16 protein-coding genes are annotated in these 16,376 nt (G+C 38.3%); 4 read left to right on the forward strand and 12 right to left on the reverse strand.

All coding sequences use genetic code 11. The features are described 5' to 3' along the window. Positions 1-91: 91 nt before the first annotated feature. Positions 92-2,179: a type I DNA topoisomerase gene (topA, locus tag ACWPV5_RS04640; RefSeq protein WP_454382569.1), complete on the reverse strand. Its 2,088-nt coding sequence runs from the start codon at positions 2,177-2,179 to the stop codon at positions 92-94. A 126-nt stretch (positions 2,180-2,305) separates the two neighbouring features. Between topA and ACWPV5_RS04645 the strand changes: the two genes are divergently transcribed. Next, positions 2,306-2,452 (forward strand): hypothetical protein, encoded by a 147-nt coding sequence (locus ACWPV5_RS04645; protein WP_261043094.1) that lies wholly within the window; start codon positions 2,306-2,308, stop codon positions 2,450-2,452. On the opposite strand, the gene dprA is transcribed toward ACWPV5_RS04645, so the two are convergent. The 6 genes from dprA to ACWPV5_RS04675 form a co-directional block, all read right to left on the reverse strand. Next, the gene (dprA, locus tag ACWPV5_RS04650; protein WP_219966734.1) at positions 2,449-3,297 is read right to left on the reverse strand and encodes a DNA-processing protein DprA; all 849 of its coding nucleotides are present in this window, start codon (positions 3,295-3,297) and stop codon (positions 2,449-2,451) included. The genes ACWPV5_RS04645 and dprA overlap by 4 nt on opposite strands. 89 nt (positions 3,298-3,386) lie before the next feature. Beyond that, positions 3,387-4,076 (reverse strand): sugar phosphate nucleotidyltransferase, encoded by a 690-nt coding sequence (locus tag ACWPV5_RS04655; RefSeq protein ID WP_000643974.1) that lies wholly within the window; start codon positions 4,074-4,076, stop codon positions 3,387-3,389. An 11-nt stretch (positions 4,077-4,087) separates the two neighbouring features. Beyond that, positions 4,088-4,966: a DMT family transporter gene (locus tag ACWPV5_RS04660; RefSeq protein WP_000791830.1), complete on the reverse strand. Its 879-nt coding sequence runs from the start codon at positions 4,964-4,966 to the stop codon at positions 4,088-4,090. Beyond that, the gene (locus tag ACWPV5_RS04665) at positions 4,956-5,825 is read right to left on the reverse strand and encodes a phosphotransferase (RefSeq protein WP_454382572.1); all 870 of its coding nucleotides are present in this window, start codon (positions 5,823-5,825) and stop codon (positions 4,956-4,958) included. Before ACWPV5_RS04665 ends, ACWPV5_RS04660 begins: the two co-directional genes overlap by 11 nt. 16 nt (positions 5,826-5,841) lie before the next feature. Further along, positions 5,842-6,864 carry a ribitol-5-phosphate dehydrogenase gene (locus ACWPV5_RS04670; RefSeq protein ID WP_000609896.1) on the reverse strand — a complete coding sequence of 341 codons (1,023 nt, stop codon included), beginning with the start codon at positions 6,862-6,864 and terminating at the stop codon, positions 5,842-5,844. Positions 6,865-6,868: 4 nt separating this feature from the next. After that, entirely contained in the window at positions 6,869-7,576 is a 708-nt protein-coding gene (locus ACWPV5_RS04675) for an IspD/TarI family cytidylyltransferase (RefSeq protein WP_000638495.1), read from the reverse strand. A gap of 335 nt (positions 7,577-7,911) precedes the next feature. On the opposite strand from ACWPV5_RS04675, the gene tacF reads away from it, so the two are divergent. Genes tacF through ACWPV5_RS04690 form a run of 3 tightly spaced genes read left to right on the forward strand, consistent with a single transcriptional unit; the run spans position 7,912 to position 11,023 of the window. Next, positions 7,912-9,399 (forward strand): type IV teichoic acid flippase TacF, encoded by a 1,488-nt coding sequence (tacF, locus tag ACWPV5_RS04680; RefSeq protein WP_454382575.1) that lies wholly within the window; start codon positions 7,912-7,914, stop codon positions 9,397-9,399. Between the two features lie 9 nt (positions 9,400-9,408). Next, positions 9,409-10,212: a LicD family protein gene (locus ACWPV5_RS04685; protein WP_454382577.1), complete on the forward strand. Its 804-nt coding sequence runs from the start codon at positions 9,409-9,411 to the stop codon at positions 10,210-10,212. Position 10,213: 1 nt separating this feature from the next. Next, entirely contained in the window at positions 10,214-11,023 is an 810-nt protein-coding gene (locus tag ACWPV5_RS04690; RefSeq protein WP_454382579.1) for a LicD family protein, read from the forward strand. 220 nt (positions 11,024-11,243) lie between these two features. On the opposite strand, the gene tnpA is transcribed toward ACWPV5_RS04690, so the two are convergent. The 5 genes from tnpA to ACWPV5_RS04715 form a co-directional block, all read right to left on the reverse strand. Beyond that, positions 11,244-11,708 carry an IS200/IS605 family transposase gene (gene tnpA, locus ACWPV5_RS04695; RefSeq protein ID WP_454382581.1) on the reverse strand — a complete coding sequence of 155 codons (465 nt, stop codon included), beginning with the start codon at positions 11,706-11,708 and terminating at the stop codon, positions 11,244-11,246. Positions 11,709-11,981: 273 nt separating this feature from the next. Beyond that, on the reverse strand, positions 11,982-12,851 hold the full coding sequence (gene gla, locus ACWPV5_RS04700; RefSeq protein ID WP_049491488.1) for an aquaglyceroporin Gla: 870 nt from the start codon (positions 12,849-12,851) through the stop codon (positions 11,982-11,984). A 294-nt stretch (positions 12,852-13,145) separates the two neighbouring features. Beyond that, on the reverse strand, positions 13,146-13,646 hold the full coding sequence (locus ACWPV5_RS04705) for an MgtC/SapB family protein (protein ID WP_454382583.1): 501 nt from the start codon (positions 13,644-13,646) through the stop codon (positions 13,146-13,148). A 285-nt stretch (positions 13,647-13,931) separates the two neighbouring features. Continuing rightward, complete coding sequence (locus ACWPV5_RS04710; protein WP_454382585.1) at positions 13,932-15,161, reverse strand: tetratricopeptide repeat protein; 1,230 nt, start codon at positions 15,159-15,161, stop codon at positions 13,932-13,934. Then, positions 15,151-16,317, reverse strand: coding sequence for an AI-2E family transporter (locus ACWPV5_RS04715; RefSeq protein WP_454382587.1), 1,167 nt, complete (start codon positions 16,315-16,317; stop codon positions 15,151-15,153). The genes ACWPV5_RS04710 and ACWPV5_RS04715 overlap by 11 nt, the downstream gene beginning before the upstream one ends. Between the last annotated feature and the right edge of the window lie 59 nt (positions 16,318-16,376).

The raw sequence follows: 16,376 nt of genomic DNA on the forward strand, positions 1-16,376 counted from the left end.
TAAAATAATCTTCTTCTAGTTTCGCATACAATGGTGAATTTTGTCAAGTTCTAACCAAAAGAGCCTGAAATTAACTTTCAGGACTCTCCTCTTATTTAATCTTTTCTTCTTCGTAGTCGCCATTACTACATACAACCTGCTTGCCACCACCACGGACTTTTTTCTCCATGAGGAAGTTGCCACATTTTGGACAGTCACGACCAACAGGCTTGTCCCAAGAGGTAAATTCACAGTCTGGATAGCGATTGCAACCATAGAAGAGGCGGTTACGTTTGGTTTTACGCTCAATGATTTGTCCCTGATGACAACTTGGACACTCAACACCAATCTCTTTCACGATTGCTTGGGTATGACGGCAATCTGGGAAATTGCTACAAGCGTAGAACTTACCAAAACGACCAAGTTTAATAACCATTGGACTGCCACACACTTCACAATCAAATCCAGCTGGTTCATCCTTGATCTGGATTTTTTCCATTTCTTCTTCAGCCTTGGCCACTTCTTTAGAGAATGGTTTGTAAAAGGAGTCTATAACACGTTGCCACTGCTCTTTTCCGACTTCGATATCATCCAGCTTGCCTTCCATTTCAGCTGTAAAGGTCACATTTACGATATCTGGGAAATATTCAACGATGAGCTTGTTAACAATTTCTCCCAACTCTGTCGGTTCAAAGCGTTTGGCTGCAAGGCGAACATAATAACGTTTCTGAATGGTTTCAATGGTTGGCGCGTAGGTTGACGGACGTCCAACTCCATTTTCCTCCAAGGTCTTGATAAGGGTCGCTTCAGAATAACGGGCAGGCGGTTGAGTAAAATGTTGCTCTGGTTTGCTATTGACCTGTTTAACCACATCTCCAACAGCCATATCTGGTAGCATCTTATTCTTGTCAGAATCATTATAAATGGCAAGATAACCATCAAACTTAACCTGACTACCATTGGCAGCAAATTGAACTCCATTTTGCGACAATTTAACAGCCATAGTATCAAAGACAGCAGCTGTCATCTGGCTAGCCACAAAACGATTCCAGATAAGGGTATAGAGCTTGAGCTGGTCCTTGTCCAGATACTTAGCGATGCTTTCAGGTGTATTAAAGACACTAGACGGACGAATAGCCTCGTGGGCATCCTGAGCTCCTGAAGCATTTTTGACCTTGCTACCATGCTTAGAATACTTGCTACCAAAACGGTCCGTAATGAAACTTGCTGCTTCATTCTGCGCTACAGGACTGATACGAGTCGAATCGGTACGCATATAGGTAATCAAACCTTGAACACCAGAACCGATATTAATTCCTTCATAGAGCTGTTGGGCAACCATCATGGTTTTTCGAGTACGGAAATTGATTTTATTGGCAGCATCCATCTGCATAGATGAAGTGGTATAGGGTAATGGAGCATTGCGTTTGCGCTCTTTCTTATCTACTTGATCCACTGAAAAATCTTTACTAGTCAGACGAGATAAGACTTCCTTGACCTCATCATTACTAGTCAGTTTTAGCTTTTTACCATCCACTCCATAGAAGGAAGCCTGAAATTGCTTGGTTCCCTTTTTAAAGACACCATCAATTGTCCAATATTCTTCTGGCTGGAAGGCATTGATTTCATTTTCACGGTCAATGATTAACTTAAGCGCAATGGACTGTACGCGCCCTGCTGATAAGCCCTTCTTGACCTTCTTCCACAAAATAGGCGAAATCGAATACCCTACCAAGCGGTCCAAGACACGGCGTGCCTGTTGGGCATCGACCAAGTCCATATCAATCTTGCGTGGCTCTTTGAAAGCATTTTTGACCGCATCCTTGGTGATTTCATTGAAGACCACACGGTTGGCATCATTTTCATCCAAGTTGAGAATATGGGCCAAATGCCAAGAAATCGCTTCTCCTTCACGGTCCGGGTCACTCGCGAGAAAAACTTTATTAGCTTTTTTAGCTTCTTTTTTCAAGTCATTGATAAGAGGACCTTTTCCTCGGATATTGATATATTGCGGTTCATAATTATTTTCAATATCGACGGACATACTGGATTTCTTCAAATCACGGATATGCCCGACACTGGCTAAAACCTTGTAGTTTCTGCCGAGATATTTTTCAATCGTTTTGGCCTTAGCAGGTGACTCCACGATTACTAGATTTTTTTTAACTGTTGATTTTTTCTTTTTTGTTGCCGTAGCCACAGTATCACACCTTTTCAAAGTAATAAACTTTATAAAGTGTAAACCATTTTGCCATAACTGTCAAGACTTAGCTCCAATATATAGAAGAAAAGTTTATCTAGTAAGCGAAATTTCGTCTTATACTCAATGAAAATCAAAGAGCAAACTAGGAAACTAACCGCAGGTTGCTCAAAGCACTGCTTTGAGGTTGCAGATGAGACTGACGAAGTCAGTAACCATACCTACGGAAAGGTGACGCTGACGTGGTTTGAAGAGATTTTCGAAGAGTATTAAAATTCAAATTCCGCAAGAACATCCTGCCCACTTGTAACCAATTTTGCCCCTTCTTGAATCAAATGATGGCAACCGTCTGATAGTCCATCTAAAATGCTACCAGGAATAGCAAAAACATCGCGCCCTTCTTCCATCGCTCTCTCACAGGTAATGAGACTACCTGAGCGCATCTTAGCCTCTGCTACAATCACACCTCGACAAAGTCCAGCAATGATGCGATTACGGGCAGGAAAATGAAATTTTAGAGGTTGTTCGCCAGGTCCATACTCACTGAGAACCAGATGATCATTGCCGATGTAGTCTTGCAAACGTTTATTGGCTTTAGGATAAAACACATCCAGTCCTGTTCCAATCACTGCAATGGTTTTTCCGCCATTCTGAAGAGCTGCCATATGAGCTGCTGTATCAATCCCCTTGGCTAATCCACTGACGATAACCAGTTCATTTTCCAAGCTATGAATGACTTTTTCAACTGACTTAGCTCCCTGTTTGCTACAAGCACGACTTCCTACGACTGCTACCTTAGGGAATTTCAAGAGGTCAAGATTTCCCTTGTAAAATAAAAGTACAGGCGCATCATATATTTCACTCAAATCCCAAGGATAACAGTCATCTAAAATGGAGAAAGATGGAAATTTTTGAAACTCCTTCTCCAAATGCGCATCGTCTATCTGAAAATAACGTTCCATAAAAACAGCTGGATTTCTGCAACCTGAAATTTCTGCAATATCACCTAACAACAGTTCTTGATCAACATTTTCACCGTATTCTAGAACGTTCAAAATCTGTTGATTGGTCAAACCTGATTTTTTTAACTTATAGATTTCATAGTTTGTGATTTTCATAAATATCTCCATTTCTTTTTCTAGTCATCTATTTATTCGTAAAAAAATCAAAAAAAACATCCGACTATTTTAGCCAGATGTTGGAATCTTTAATTTTCGTTTTTAAGAATTTCTTCTAATTTATGATAGTCTTGGACACTATCAATCTCATAGATGCTATTGCCTTCTAGTTCTTCAACATAGACATCTAGCTCTTTGATGTTATCCTTAACCATATTGTCCCAGTAGAGATCAACAAATTCGCCACTTGCATAAGCCTTATCGATAAAGCTGACAATCTTTTCTGCAGTTGGAGCATCCCAGAAGGATACACCACTAAGGATGCGACCTGCCTTACTATCAACAGTAATGTCTTGAACCTTGTAGTCATCTCCATAGACCAAGAACCATTCGTTGGTACAATCTTCACGATAAACACTAAAATAAGTCGAACGTGTCAAATCATTGCGGAACATATTTTTGAAGAGATAGTTATCCGCATCAATAACATAGCTGTTAGCCAACTCTTCTTTTACAAGATAGAGAGAGTAAAAGTTATTGTAGTCAGCGTATTTATCATTGAAAACGAGGCGAACACCGTATTTCTCTTTCAAGTAATCGAATTGTTCTTTAAGATAACCAACAATGATGATAATGTCATTGATTCCTTTTTCTTTGAGAAACTCAATTTGGTATTCAATCAAAGGTTTTTGATTAACCTGAACCAAGGCTTTAGGGGTATTTTCAGTCATAGGACGCAAGCGAGTTCCCAATCCCGCTGCTAAGATGATGGCTTTCACACGAATCTCCTTTATTCTTTAATAATAATATAAACTCCAGCAATAACGACAAGTGACGTAATAATTGTCAGCATATCTAGCGGTGCACCCAAGAAAACAACTGCGAACAAGACAGTCCAAACTACATAACTCACGTTAAGACCTGTAGCCTTGGCTGGTTGCAAGCGATTGATAGCGATATAATAAGCCAAGTAGGAAATCATATCAAAGGCCGCAAAGACAATCATAAGACCTAGCAATTGTCCATTGGCCACTTCTGCAAATGACTGATGAGAGAAGAGCACAATCACAAGATAGGACAAGAATGAAGTTACTTGACGGATTAAGAGGGCTTCGATTTCACTCAATTCACTTTCCATGGCAAAAGAGCTAAGAACACTCTCACTTCCCCATGCAATGGCACAAACTAAAGCACAGAGAATGCCAATGTAGAAGGAATTGACCTGTTCTACCTTATAGGTCTGAGCAATAATCCCTCCAATAATCAAGACAATCCCAAACACAGTATTTCTCGAAATCTTGTGCTTCAAAAAGAAGAAAGCCAATAAAACTGAAATCGCAGGGTAAATAGCCGATACAGATGAAGCTAAGGAACTTCCGATATACTTAACCGCATAAAGATTGGCCTGCATACCGATAGGGCCTGCTAGCAAGGCTCCGATGATAACACTAACATTGCGAATATTTAAGAAAATTGAGAGACGAACTTTTCCTTCTTTTACCAAGAGAAAAGCTAGTAAGATAAAGATACTCAAGAAATCGTGAGCAGCGGCCACCACAAAGGGCGACAAATCTGTAAAAATCGAAAAGATATAAGCACTAATCGTTAGACCTAAACCCCAGAAAATACCTGAGAGTAGACCAAAAGAAACTCCATTTTTATTTTTCATCTGAACCTCCATAATATGACAAACCTTTAACAGCTCTTTGGTAACGACTCACACCATAGTCACCAAAATCTGCACCTTGCTCTTCTTTGTAGACTGTCCATAGACTCCAAATAGCATCTTGCAAAATTTTATAGATTGCAATCTTTTCACGAGAGACAGGTGTTTGCTCACTCTCATAGTGAGACAAGAAGTCTTCTTCCTCTTGACGAGTGAATTCAGACTCTAAAAAGAGGGCAGCCAAATCCCACATTGGATCGTTCATTGATGAATATTCCCAGTCAATCAGATAAAGTCGTCCTTGTGGTGACTCGATAAAGTTTTCAGGCACCAAATCGATATGACAAGATTTTCTGTCAACACCTAAGTCAGCCAGTCTTTTCTCTAAGGAGAAGACTTCTTCTCGAACAGCTTCATAGTTGACATAAGGGATTTTCTCTTCAATCAAGGATTCGTATTTTTTGATTTCTTCAAAAAGAGCAAATTCTCCTCTTAACTCCTTACCAGATGCATGAATAGTTTGTAATATTGGAGCAATTTTGTCAAATTTGGTCTTGATTGACGTTGAATCAAGCGTAATCGCAGATTCGATATACTCATTTACTTTGATACCAGCATCAATATCAAAAAGATAATTTTTTACATCTAGGTCTAAATCTTTAAGTAGTTCAAGATTGTACTTTTCATCTTGACGATTGATCAGCTTTTCTGTCCCTTTACCAAAGAACTTAACGATGTATTGCTTATTTGTTGTTTTGACCAAATAGTTTTGATTGGTCATTCCCCCCAGTTGTTCAACACTGAGGACTTCCTCTTCTTGACTAAGTAGGGAAGAAATTTTTTCTTTAATGATTTTCTCCACAATTAACCTCCAGCACTTATACTTCCCACTTAAACACGGTTTTAAAGGCTGTGTTTAAATCGGTTGCAAAGACACGGTGAATATCTTTAATTTCTCTTACAGGTTCTTCTAGATAAAGGATATTTTTAAGACGATTTGCAAATTTCTTGACTTCCATCATTTGGATGGCATTTTCAAAATCAATGCGACCAGAACGAGAGGAACCAACCAAGAGCAAGCCTTTTTCTAAGGCATCGCGTGTATTGAGATTGACTTTATACTCGCTAACACCCATCATGAGAATCGTTCCCTGAGGACGAATATAGCGAATTAAGTCATTAATGGCTGGTCCAGTACCATCACCACCACAACACTCAAAAGCATGGTCAAAGGCCAAATCTTCAGGAATATTATCAGTAATATAGCATTCTTTGGCAAATGAGAAAAGTTCCAACTTTTCCCAATGACGACCAATAACCACAATCTCTGCTTCTGGCAAAGTATAGTTGATAATATTGGCAACCACAAAAGCTAAACTTCCATCTCCGATAACAGCAATTCGGTCCCGCTTGCTATGAGCAAGGGTCAATAGACGATTCATAGCGTGCATGCCGACACTGACAAACTCTGTAATCGCTGCAACCGTATCTTCAATAGCATCATAAGCCACCACACGGTCTTTAGGGAGAGAAACAAACTCTCTCATAAAGCCATCAAATCCACTAGACAAGAAATGGGTCCCTGTCATGTAGTTCTCATAGAATTCTTCATCACTCTGCATAGGAGGCTGATTAGGAATCATGACAACTTTTTGACCAACTTCGTAGGTTCCTGTAGGGTCAGAAATAACGGTTCCACATGACTCGTGAATCATTGCCATTGGAAGCTTTTTATTCAAAACCTTGGGATCACGTTTTCCCTGGTAGTAACGCTGATCCGCATGACAGACAGCCATGTAGTTGGGACGGATAAGGATATGATTTTCTTGGTCAATAGCCTCTTCCTGATATTTGACATTGATAAACTTAGGCTTAGTTAGTTGATAAATTTGATTAATCATTTTACTAGTCTTTCTCAATCATACTTTTTGCAATCTTCAAATCTGTTACGGTTGTAATTTTTAGATTTGAATATTCACCTTTGGCCAAGGCCACATCTTTTCCTTTGATCACAAAGATTTTACATGCATCTGTCAAGATTTCCTTCTCTTCAGCAGAGAGAGAACCGTAAAGATCCATGAAGTCCTTGCAACGGAATGTTTGAGGTGTTTGTCCTTGATAAAGGTGAGCACGATTTGGAATATCTGTAATAAATTGACCATTGGTACTTTCAACGATAGTATCAACCGCTTCAACTACTGTGTCCACTGCGTCATGATTTTGGGCAAGTTGGATATTGTCCTGAATCATGCGAAGTGTAATAAATGGACGAACAGAATCGTGGGTAACAACGATATCCTCTGGAGTAAGCGGACGATAAGCATCAATGGCTTCAATGATTTTCTCAATACTTGTATTGCGGTCAGCACCACCCTTTGTAATGATGATACGTTCCTTATGAAGAGGAAGATATTTATCTACAAGATCTTCTGCATGAGAAACCCAGTCTCCATGAACCCCAACTACAATTTTTTCAATACTTGGTTCCAAGACAAATTTTTCAATTGTATGAATCAAAATAGGTCGATCACCTAGCTCTAAAAATTGTTTTGGCAAGTTACTGATTCCCATGCGTGTGCCAGTTCCACCGGCAAGAATTCCTGCATAAATCATCTATTTTCTCCTTTGTCTTACTAAAAAAACTTATTCTCTCTATTATACCACAATCTAGTCCTATCATGAAAGAAATACCGGACCTCCCGTTCTAGAATAGGAGGATTAAGCAATTCTATATCTTCAAAGAAGCTAGTCCATTTCTAGTAATGACCAGGAATTCTATAGCGATTACTAATAAATGGCTGTGAAATTTTAGAGTTCTTCAGAATAATATACTTTCCTTAAAGAAAACTTAAAATTAAGCTTTGAAACTTCAAAGGAATCGCTTGACTTACTGCCCTTCATTTCTTATTAGCTAACTTTATGATATAATGAAAAACGAGGTAAATTGAATGAAAAGTATAAAATTAAATGCTCTATCTTACATGGGAATTCGTGTCTTGAATATTATTTTTCCCATCTTAACTGGTACCTATGTCGCACGTGTCTTGGACCGTACTGACTATGGTTACTTCAACTCAGTCGACACAATTTTGTCATTTTTCTTACCCTTTGCAACTTATGGGGTCTATAACTACGGTTTACGAGCCATCAGCAATGTCAAGGATAACAAAAAAGATCTGAATAGAACCTTCTCTAGTCTTTTTTATTTGTGCATAGCTTGTACGATTTTGACTACCGCTGTCTATATCCTTGCCTATCCTCTCTTCTTTACAGATAATCCAATCATCAAAAAGGTCTACCTTGTTATGGGGATTCAACTCATTGCCCAGATTTTTTCAATCGAATGGGTTAATGAAGCTCTGGAAAATTACAGTTTTCTCTTTTACAAGACTGCCTTCATCCGTATCCTGATGCTGGTATCTATTTTCCTGTTTGTCAAAAATGAACACGATATTGTTATCTATACACTTGTGATGAGTTTATCGACACTGATTAACTATCTGATTAGTTATTTTTGGATTAAAAGAGACATTAAGCTTGTTAAGATTCACATAAGTGATTTCAAACCACTCTTTCTCCCTCTAACAGCCATGTTGGTCTTTGCTAATGCCAATATGCTCTTCACTTTTTTGGACCGTCTCTTCCTCGTTAAAACAGGGATTGATGTCAACGTTAGTTACTATACCATGGCTCAACGAATTGTGACTGTTATAGCTGGGGTTGTAACAGGTGCAATTGGAGTGAGTGTGCCTCGTCTCAGTTACTATTTGGGTAAAGGAGACAAAGAAGCCTATGTTTCTCTGGTTAATAGAGGAAGTCGAATCTTTAACTTCTTTATCATTCCTTTAAGTTTTGGGCTCATGGTTTTAGGACCAAATGCCATCCTACTTTACGGTAGTGAAAAATATATCGGAGGCGGTATCTTAACCTCTCTCTTCGCTTTTCGTACGATTATCCTGGCCTTAGATACCATTCTTGGTTCCCAAATTCTCTTTACAAATGGTTATGAAAAACGTATCACAGTCTACACAGTCTTTGCAGGACTGCTCAATTTGGGCTTGAATAGTCTCCTCTTTTTCAACCATATCGTAGCTCCTGAATACTACTTACTGACAACTATGCTATCAGAGGCCTCTCTACTTGTTTTCTATATCATTTTCATCCATAGAAAACAACTCATCCACTTAGGACATATCTTTAGCTATACTGTTCGATACTCGCTCTTTTCACTTTCCTTTGTAGGAATTTATTTCCTGATTAATTTCTTGTATCCCGTGGATATGGTCATTAATTTGCCATTTTTGATTAATACTGGTTTGATTGTCTTGCTATCAGCCATCTCTTATATTGGTCTACTTGCCTTCACCAAAGATAGCATTTTCTATGAATTTTTAAACCATGTCCTAGCCTTAAAAAATAAATTCAAAAGATCATAGGAGTTTAGAATGAAACAACTAACCATTGAAGATGCCAAACAAATTGAATTAGAAATTTTAGATTATATTGATACTCTCTGTAAAAAGCACAATATCAACTATATTATTAACTACGGTACTCTGATTGGGGCAGTTCGACATCAGGGCTTTATCCCTTGGGACGATGATATTGATCTGTCCATGCCTCGAGAAGACTACCAACGATTTATAAACATTTTTCAAAAGGAAGAAAGTAAATATAAGCTCCTTTCCTTAGAAACTGATAAGAACTACTTTAACAACTTTATCAAAATAACCGACAGTACAACTAAAATTATTGATACTCGAAATACAAAAACCTATGAGTCTGGTGTTTTTATCGATATTTTCCCTATGGATCGATTTGATGATCCTAAGGTCATTGATACTTGTTATAAACTGGAAAGCTTCAAACTTCTGTCTTTCAGTAAACATAAAAATATTGTCTATAAGGATAGCCTTTTAAAAGATTGGATACGAACAGCCTTTTGGTTGCTCCTTCGACCTGTTTCTCCTCGTTATTTCGCACATAAAATCGAGAAAGAAATTCAGAAATATAGTCGTGAGGATGGACAGTATATGGCCTTTATCCCTTCTAAATTTAAGGAAAAGGAAGTCTTCCCAAGTGGTACCTTTGATAAAACAATTGATTTACCCTTTGAGAATTTAAGCCTTCCTGCACCTGAAAAATTTGATACTATTTTGACTCAATTTTATGGAGACTATATGACCTTGCCACCTGAAGAAAAACGCTTCTACAGTCATGAATTTCACGCTTACAAATTGGAGGATTAGGATGCAATATTTAGAAAAAGAAGAAATTAAAGAAATTCAACTAGCCCTTCTAGATTATATTGATGAGACTTGTAAGAAACATAATATTCCTTATTTTCTCAGTTATGGAACCATGCTTGGAGCTATCCGCCACAAAGGTATGATTCCTTGGGATGATGATATTGATATTTCTCTCTATCGTGAGGATTATGAACGTTTACTGGATATTATAGAAAAAGAAAATCACCCTCGCTACAAGGTTCTTTCCTACGACACCTCTTCTTGGTACTTCCATAATTTCGCATCGATTTTGGATACTTCTACTGTTATCGAAGACCATGTTAAGTACAAGCGTCATGACACCAGTCTCTTTATCGATGTCTTCCCAATTGATCGCTTTACAGACTTGAGCATTGTCGACAAGAGTTATAAGTATGTAGCCCTTCGTCAACTAGCCTATATTAAAAAATCACGCGCAGTTCACGGTGATAGCAAATTAAAAGATTTTCTAAGATTATGTAGCTGGTACGCCCTCCGCTTTGTCAATCCTCGCTACTTTTACAAGAAAATTGATCAGTTAGTCAAAAATGCTGCAACTAGTAATCCTCTATATGAAGGAGGAATTGGAATTGGTAAGGAAGGAATGAAAGAAGTCTTCCCAGTTGATACCTTTAAAGAACTCATCTTAACTGAGTTTGAAGGTCGTATGTTACCAGTTCCTAAAAAATATGACCAATTTTTAACCCAGATGTATGGCGATTATATGACACCACCATCAAAAGAAATGCAAGAATGGTATAGTCACAGTATTACAGCTTATCGCGAAAACTGATTAAGGACGACCATATAAACTACAAAAAGGCTGGGGAAAAACTCAATTTCAGGAGAAAATGAAGTAATTATTCCTACAATCATGACCACCCGTCAAACGGGTGGTTTGTCCCAGGGCTATAAGTCCAAATTACCAGCCAGCGCCTAAAGACGCTGACTTTCACTTTGTTCAAGCCTTATCGCTCTTGACTCGTCACTTGCCTCTCAAAGAGGCTTTAGTATTACTTACCACTATCCCTAAAGGGATCCTCATATTCTTTTACACTTAATTTATCTAGTGCTATATCATGCTTTTCCTGTTCTTGAATATATTTCTTAATTGTGCCTTCATTAAGTCCTACTGTACTCACATAATAACCTTCCGCCCAGAAATGCCGATTCCCAAACTTGTACTTGAGATTGGCGTGTTTGTCAAACATCATGAGTGCACTTTTTCCTTTTAAATAACCCATGAAACTCGAAACACTTATCCTTGGTGGAATACTTACTAACATGTGTACATGGTCTGGCATTAAGTGACCCTCGATAATTTCAACTCCTTTATAACTACACAAGCGATGAAATATTCCGCCTAAACTACTTCGATATTGATTATAGATGACTTTTCGTCTATACTTAGGGGTAAACACAATGTGATACTTACAGTGCCACTTTGTGTGCGATAAACTATGAGCCTTTTGTGCCATATTTTTCTCCTTTCGCTTTACAATTGGCTTGAACACCTTCATTGTATCGCGTTTGGAGTTTTTTGGGTATAACCTTCGACGCGCACCCGCATAGCGGGTGGTTTTTTTGTCTCGCGCCTAACAGAGCGAGACGGACTAATAGTCACATAATAAAAACACCCCAAAAGTTAGATTTTTCTGTCTAACTTTTGGGGTGCAGTTCATTCAACACCTGAATATTATGCGTTTTTAATTTTTCTTCAATCCATTACAATAGATAGAGAAATCAATTTCTTATAAGTAAAGGAATTTGAAAATAGCTACTGCCGCAATTGCTGCTGCAATCGGTGCTACTACTGGTACCCAAGAGTACCACCATTTTGAATCGCCTTTGTGCTCACCAAGAACTGATTTTGGAAGGAAAGCATGAAGGAGACGTGGTCCCAAGTCACGGGCTGGGTTCAAGGCAGGTCCTGTAGGTCCACCAAGTGATGTTACCAAGGCCATAACAAGGAATCCAAGTGCCAAGTGAGCTACTGAAAGTCCTGAAGCAGTATGTGGTGCTACTTGGGCTTTGATGGCTAAATCAGAAAAGTCAACATTTTGACCTGCTTGACTAGCCATTTGTTTCATGTATTGAAGCACTTCAGAACCAAAGAAGTTTTTAGTCATTCCAAGGGCTGCAAAGAAAAGAACAAATGATCCAACAAACTCGTTTACAAAACCGTTAACAGTTGCTGCAAAATGTGATTCTTTTGTACCATTATCCAAACTTGAAATTGTTGAGAAAGTACCCAAAATGTTGTTTGGATTTTCAGTTTTCAAGTAGTATGGGCGGTGTGTTGCCACAACCAAGGCTTGACCAAAGATAGCACCCAAAACTTGTGCGATGATATAAGGCGCAACTTGAGCCCAAGGGAAAAGACCGCTGATTGCAAGTCCAAGAGTGAAGGCTGGGTTGATGTGGTTACCAGATACGTTACCAAACATCAAGGCTGGGATCATAACCCCCATACCATAACCAACAGCGATAACGATCCAGCCACTTTGGTGACCTTTCGTACCTTTAAGTTCAACGTTGGCAACTGCACCATTTCCAAGAATGATCAAAATAGCAGTTCCCAAAAATTCAGTGGCATATTTAATTGCCCATGTGAAATCCATTTGATAGATTCTCCTTAAAATTTTTTAGACAATCCTTATTCTATCAATTTTTACATCTTTTAGCAACTACTTTCCCGAAAGATTGTGACAGAAAACGGTTCCAAATCTTATAAACTAATCTTTTTTCCAAGATATTCCCAGTTCATTATGTTATCTGAGCTAATCTGATGCTTTTATGTCAATTCCTACTGATACATAGTATAGGGAATAAGAAGTATCTTTCCCCATTCACCAATAAGAGTTTTGCTATGAAAACAAAACTCTATCCTTCTAATGAAACAATCTTAACCTGATTTACATAAAAATTCTCGTCACATTGCCATAAAATCTCAGCCATATTTTGTAAGAAATGGATTTATCGTGATCAGCTCTAATTGTGAGATTATAGCCACTTTCATTCCTATCCATGTCAATATTTAGATTATAAAATCCCTTCTGTTCAATGAGAATATTCAAGGTATCTATTGAAGATTTATTGGTTACAAATCCAGTCATTCTGATATGATAATGAGTATCGCTTTTCAAAAATTTGGAGCTATTTTTCTGAACAGAGACAACAATTAAACTGCAAAATAAGCCTAGAACAATCGCCATTCCAATACCTGCAGTCGCCCAAATACCAGCTGCTGTGGTGATACCACTGATTTTTTTATCCCTCATGAAAATAATACCACCACCAATGAAACTAATTCCACTGACAATTTGGGCCGCAACCCTAGAAGTATCATCATTAGGCGTATCCAAGAAAGCTTCTTTTGATAAAATCATCATTAAAGTTGCAGTTAAGGCAACCAAAATATGAGTCTTTCTCCCAGCCTACTTGTGCTTAGATTTTCTTTAATAGCCAATGATAAAACCAGAAAAACAAGACAATAAAATGAGAATAATGTGTCGGACTTCAATCGGTAGAGCTATCGTATCAAGCATTATTTCCCTCCTCTATCACTCATAATTTTATATTATAGTCCTAGTTGAAACTTTTTTCAAGAGAATATATTAGTTGAAAATTGTCCTTTTTAAAACAAAAAACCACAGTTACTCTCTAGTGATAACTTGCAGTTTTCTGTAACTAATGGATTCTTACAATGTCTCAAACAATTCTTGCATTTGCACATCATCTGGAACTAGTTTTAAGTAAGCTTGGGCATTGACTTTGGCTTCCTCAAAGTAGCCCAATTCACGCAAGAGATAGATATAGTGTTCCAGAAACTCTGGATTGTCCTTTAAATCTCCTGCCAACTCTTGGTAAAGTTCATAGGCAGTATCCAAATCGTCCATTTCTTGATAGGAACGAGCAATCATCCACTTGGTCAAGAGATTTTCTGGCTCCTCACTTTGCAAGTCTAGAATGTCTTCATAACGCTCCTGCTCCAGATAAATAGTTGCTAGACGGAGTAAGATTTCTTCCGTATCCTCAGCATCTTCTTTAGCAGTAAGGAGGTAGTTCTCTGCTCCACTAGCATCATGCAATTCATAGGAAAATTGTGAAGCTACTAACAAGAGTCTTGTTTCAAAAGGATTTTTCTCCAAGCCTTGCTTAGCGATACGCAGGGCTTCTTGAACTTGATGTTCCTTATGTAAGGCCTGGCTATAACCATATTCATAGCCTTCAAAGTCAGGAGAAATGGTATCGATCTGCTTAAAGTAGAGGACAGCTTTTTGGTATTCTTCTTGATCAAAGTAAAGACTGGCCAACTCAAAAGCTGTCAGGTCATCGTATTCTAACTCCAGGGCTTTTTCTAAAAACTCTATAGCTGTTTCAAATTTCCCTAACTGGGCATAGGCAAAGCCAATTCGTTGATAGGTAGAAATGCCTGTTTGCTCATAAATTGAGCGATTATCTAACTGAGCATAGCCTTGAATAGCTTCTTGGTAATTTTCCAACTCACTATCCAACTCTGCCAAGCCCAATATCAAGAGAGGATCCTCTGAGTAAGTCAATGCTTCTAACAATTTCTCACGCGCCACATCTGTCAAACCTTCCAGCTGGTAGAGGTCTGCTTTAAGTGCCAAAGCTGAAACATACCAGTCACTGTCAGCTTGGATTTCCTCAAGGTACGCAAATGCTTCCTCTATTTGACCATCCTCGCTAGCAATAGCTGCCAGATTGAGATTAACCTCTGGGAAATCCCCTACAATTTTCAGGTAAATTTCCTTGGCCTGAGGATAAAAACCAATCCCTTCAAGATAAGTTGCCAACTCATACAGAAGGTCACTTGGATCATTTTCTAAAGCTTTGACGAAGTAGTGCTCTGCCTTAACTAAATCTTGCTCCTCCAAAGCCTGTAACATCTGTTGACTATTGTTCACTCTTAGCTTCCTCTCCTTCTAGTTCATATAGGCCACTGACTACCTTATACCATTCAAAAATCGCTGAAATGACAACTTTAGCAGAGGCATAAACCGGAATACCGAGCAAGACTCCCCATATGCCAAACATGGATCCTGAAGTCAACAAGACAAAGAGAACATTAATGGGATGGATGTTTAATTGACTTCCCAAAATCAATGGAGAGACAAAACGGCCTTCAATAGTTTGTTCTACGATAAAGACAATCACTACTTTCAAAAGCATGACTGGACCAGCAATCAAACCCAATACTAGGGCAGGAAGCATGGCTAGGAAACTACCAAGATAAGGAACCAGATTTAAGATACCAGCAGTAACACCCAGCGTAACCGCATAGCGTAGACCAATGATCTTAAAGAAGACGATAAACATTACTGCTACAATAATAGCCACTGTCACTTGCCCTCGAACATAGTTAGACAACTGTTGATTCACATCTGATAAAACTTGTCCAACAGGTTCTTTCAATTTCATTGGCATGAATTGGGTCAAATAGTGACGCAAGCCTTTCCCATCACGCAAGAGATAAAAGAGCATGAAAGGAACGATAATCAAGGCAACAATCACTTGAGATGCCCCACTAATAAAAGCGCTCACCCAGTTAACAGCCTGAGATGAAACCTTACTTGCCCAAACTGTAGCCTGACTTGAGAAGTTTGTCAAAACTTGCTCTAACTGTGGTCTGAAATCATCTGATAAACGCTTGGTTACCAAATCGTCAATAACTCTGTCAGCATCTTCGAGGTATATTGGTACGTTTCTTGCAAATGTTAAAACTTGACGTTGCAGATTTGGAATAGCTACTGCCAAGCCCCAAATGATAAAGAGAGCGATGATGACAAAGACAATAGTGATAGCTATAACACGATTAACCTTATGCTTCTCCATCCAATCAACAATAGGATTTAATAAATAATATAGCAAACCAGATAGAATAACTGGCAACATCACGACTGCCAAAAAGTCTAAAACAGGTGAAAATAAAAAACTAATCTTACTTAAAATAAAAAGATTGAGTCCCAATAATAAGGTTACCAAAAATACCGTAATGGCCTTGTTATCCAAAAACCACTTGAAAAACCAAGATAGGCTAAAATGTTTCTCTTTTTGTTCCATATATAATTCCTTTCTGTCGTCCTTTCATTATACCATTTTTAGGCCAAAATAACTCTTTT

This window comes from Streptococcus sp. Marseille-Q7156, assembly GCF_965119495.1.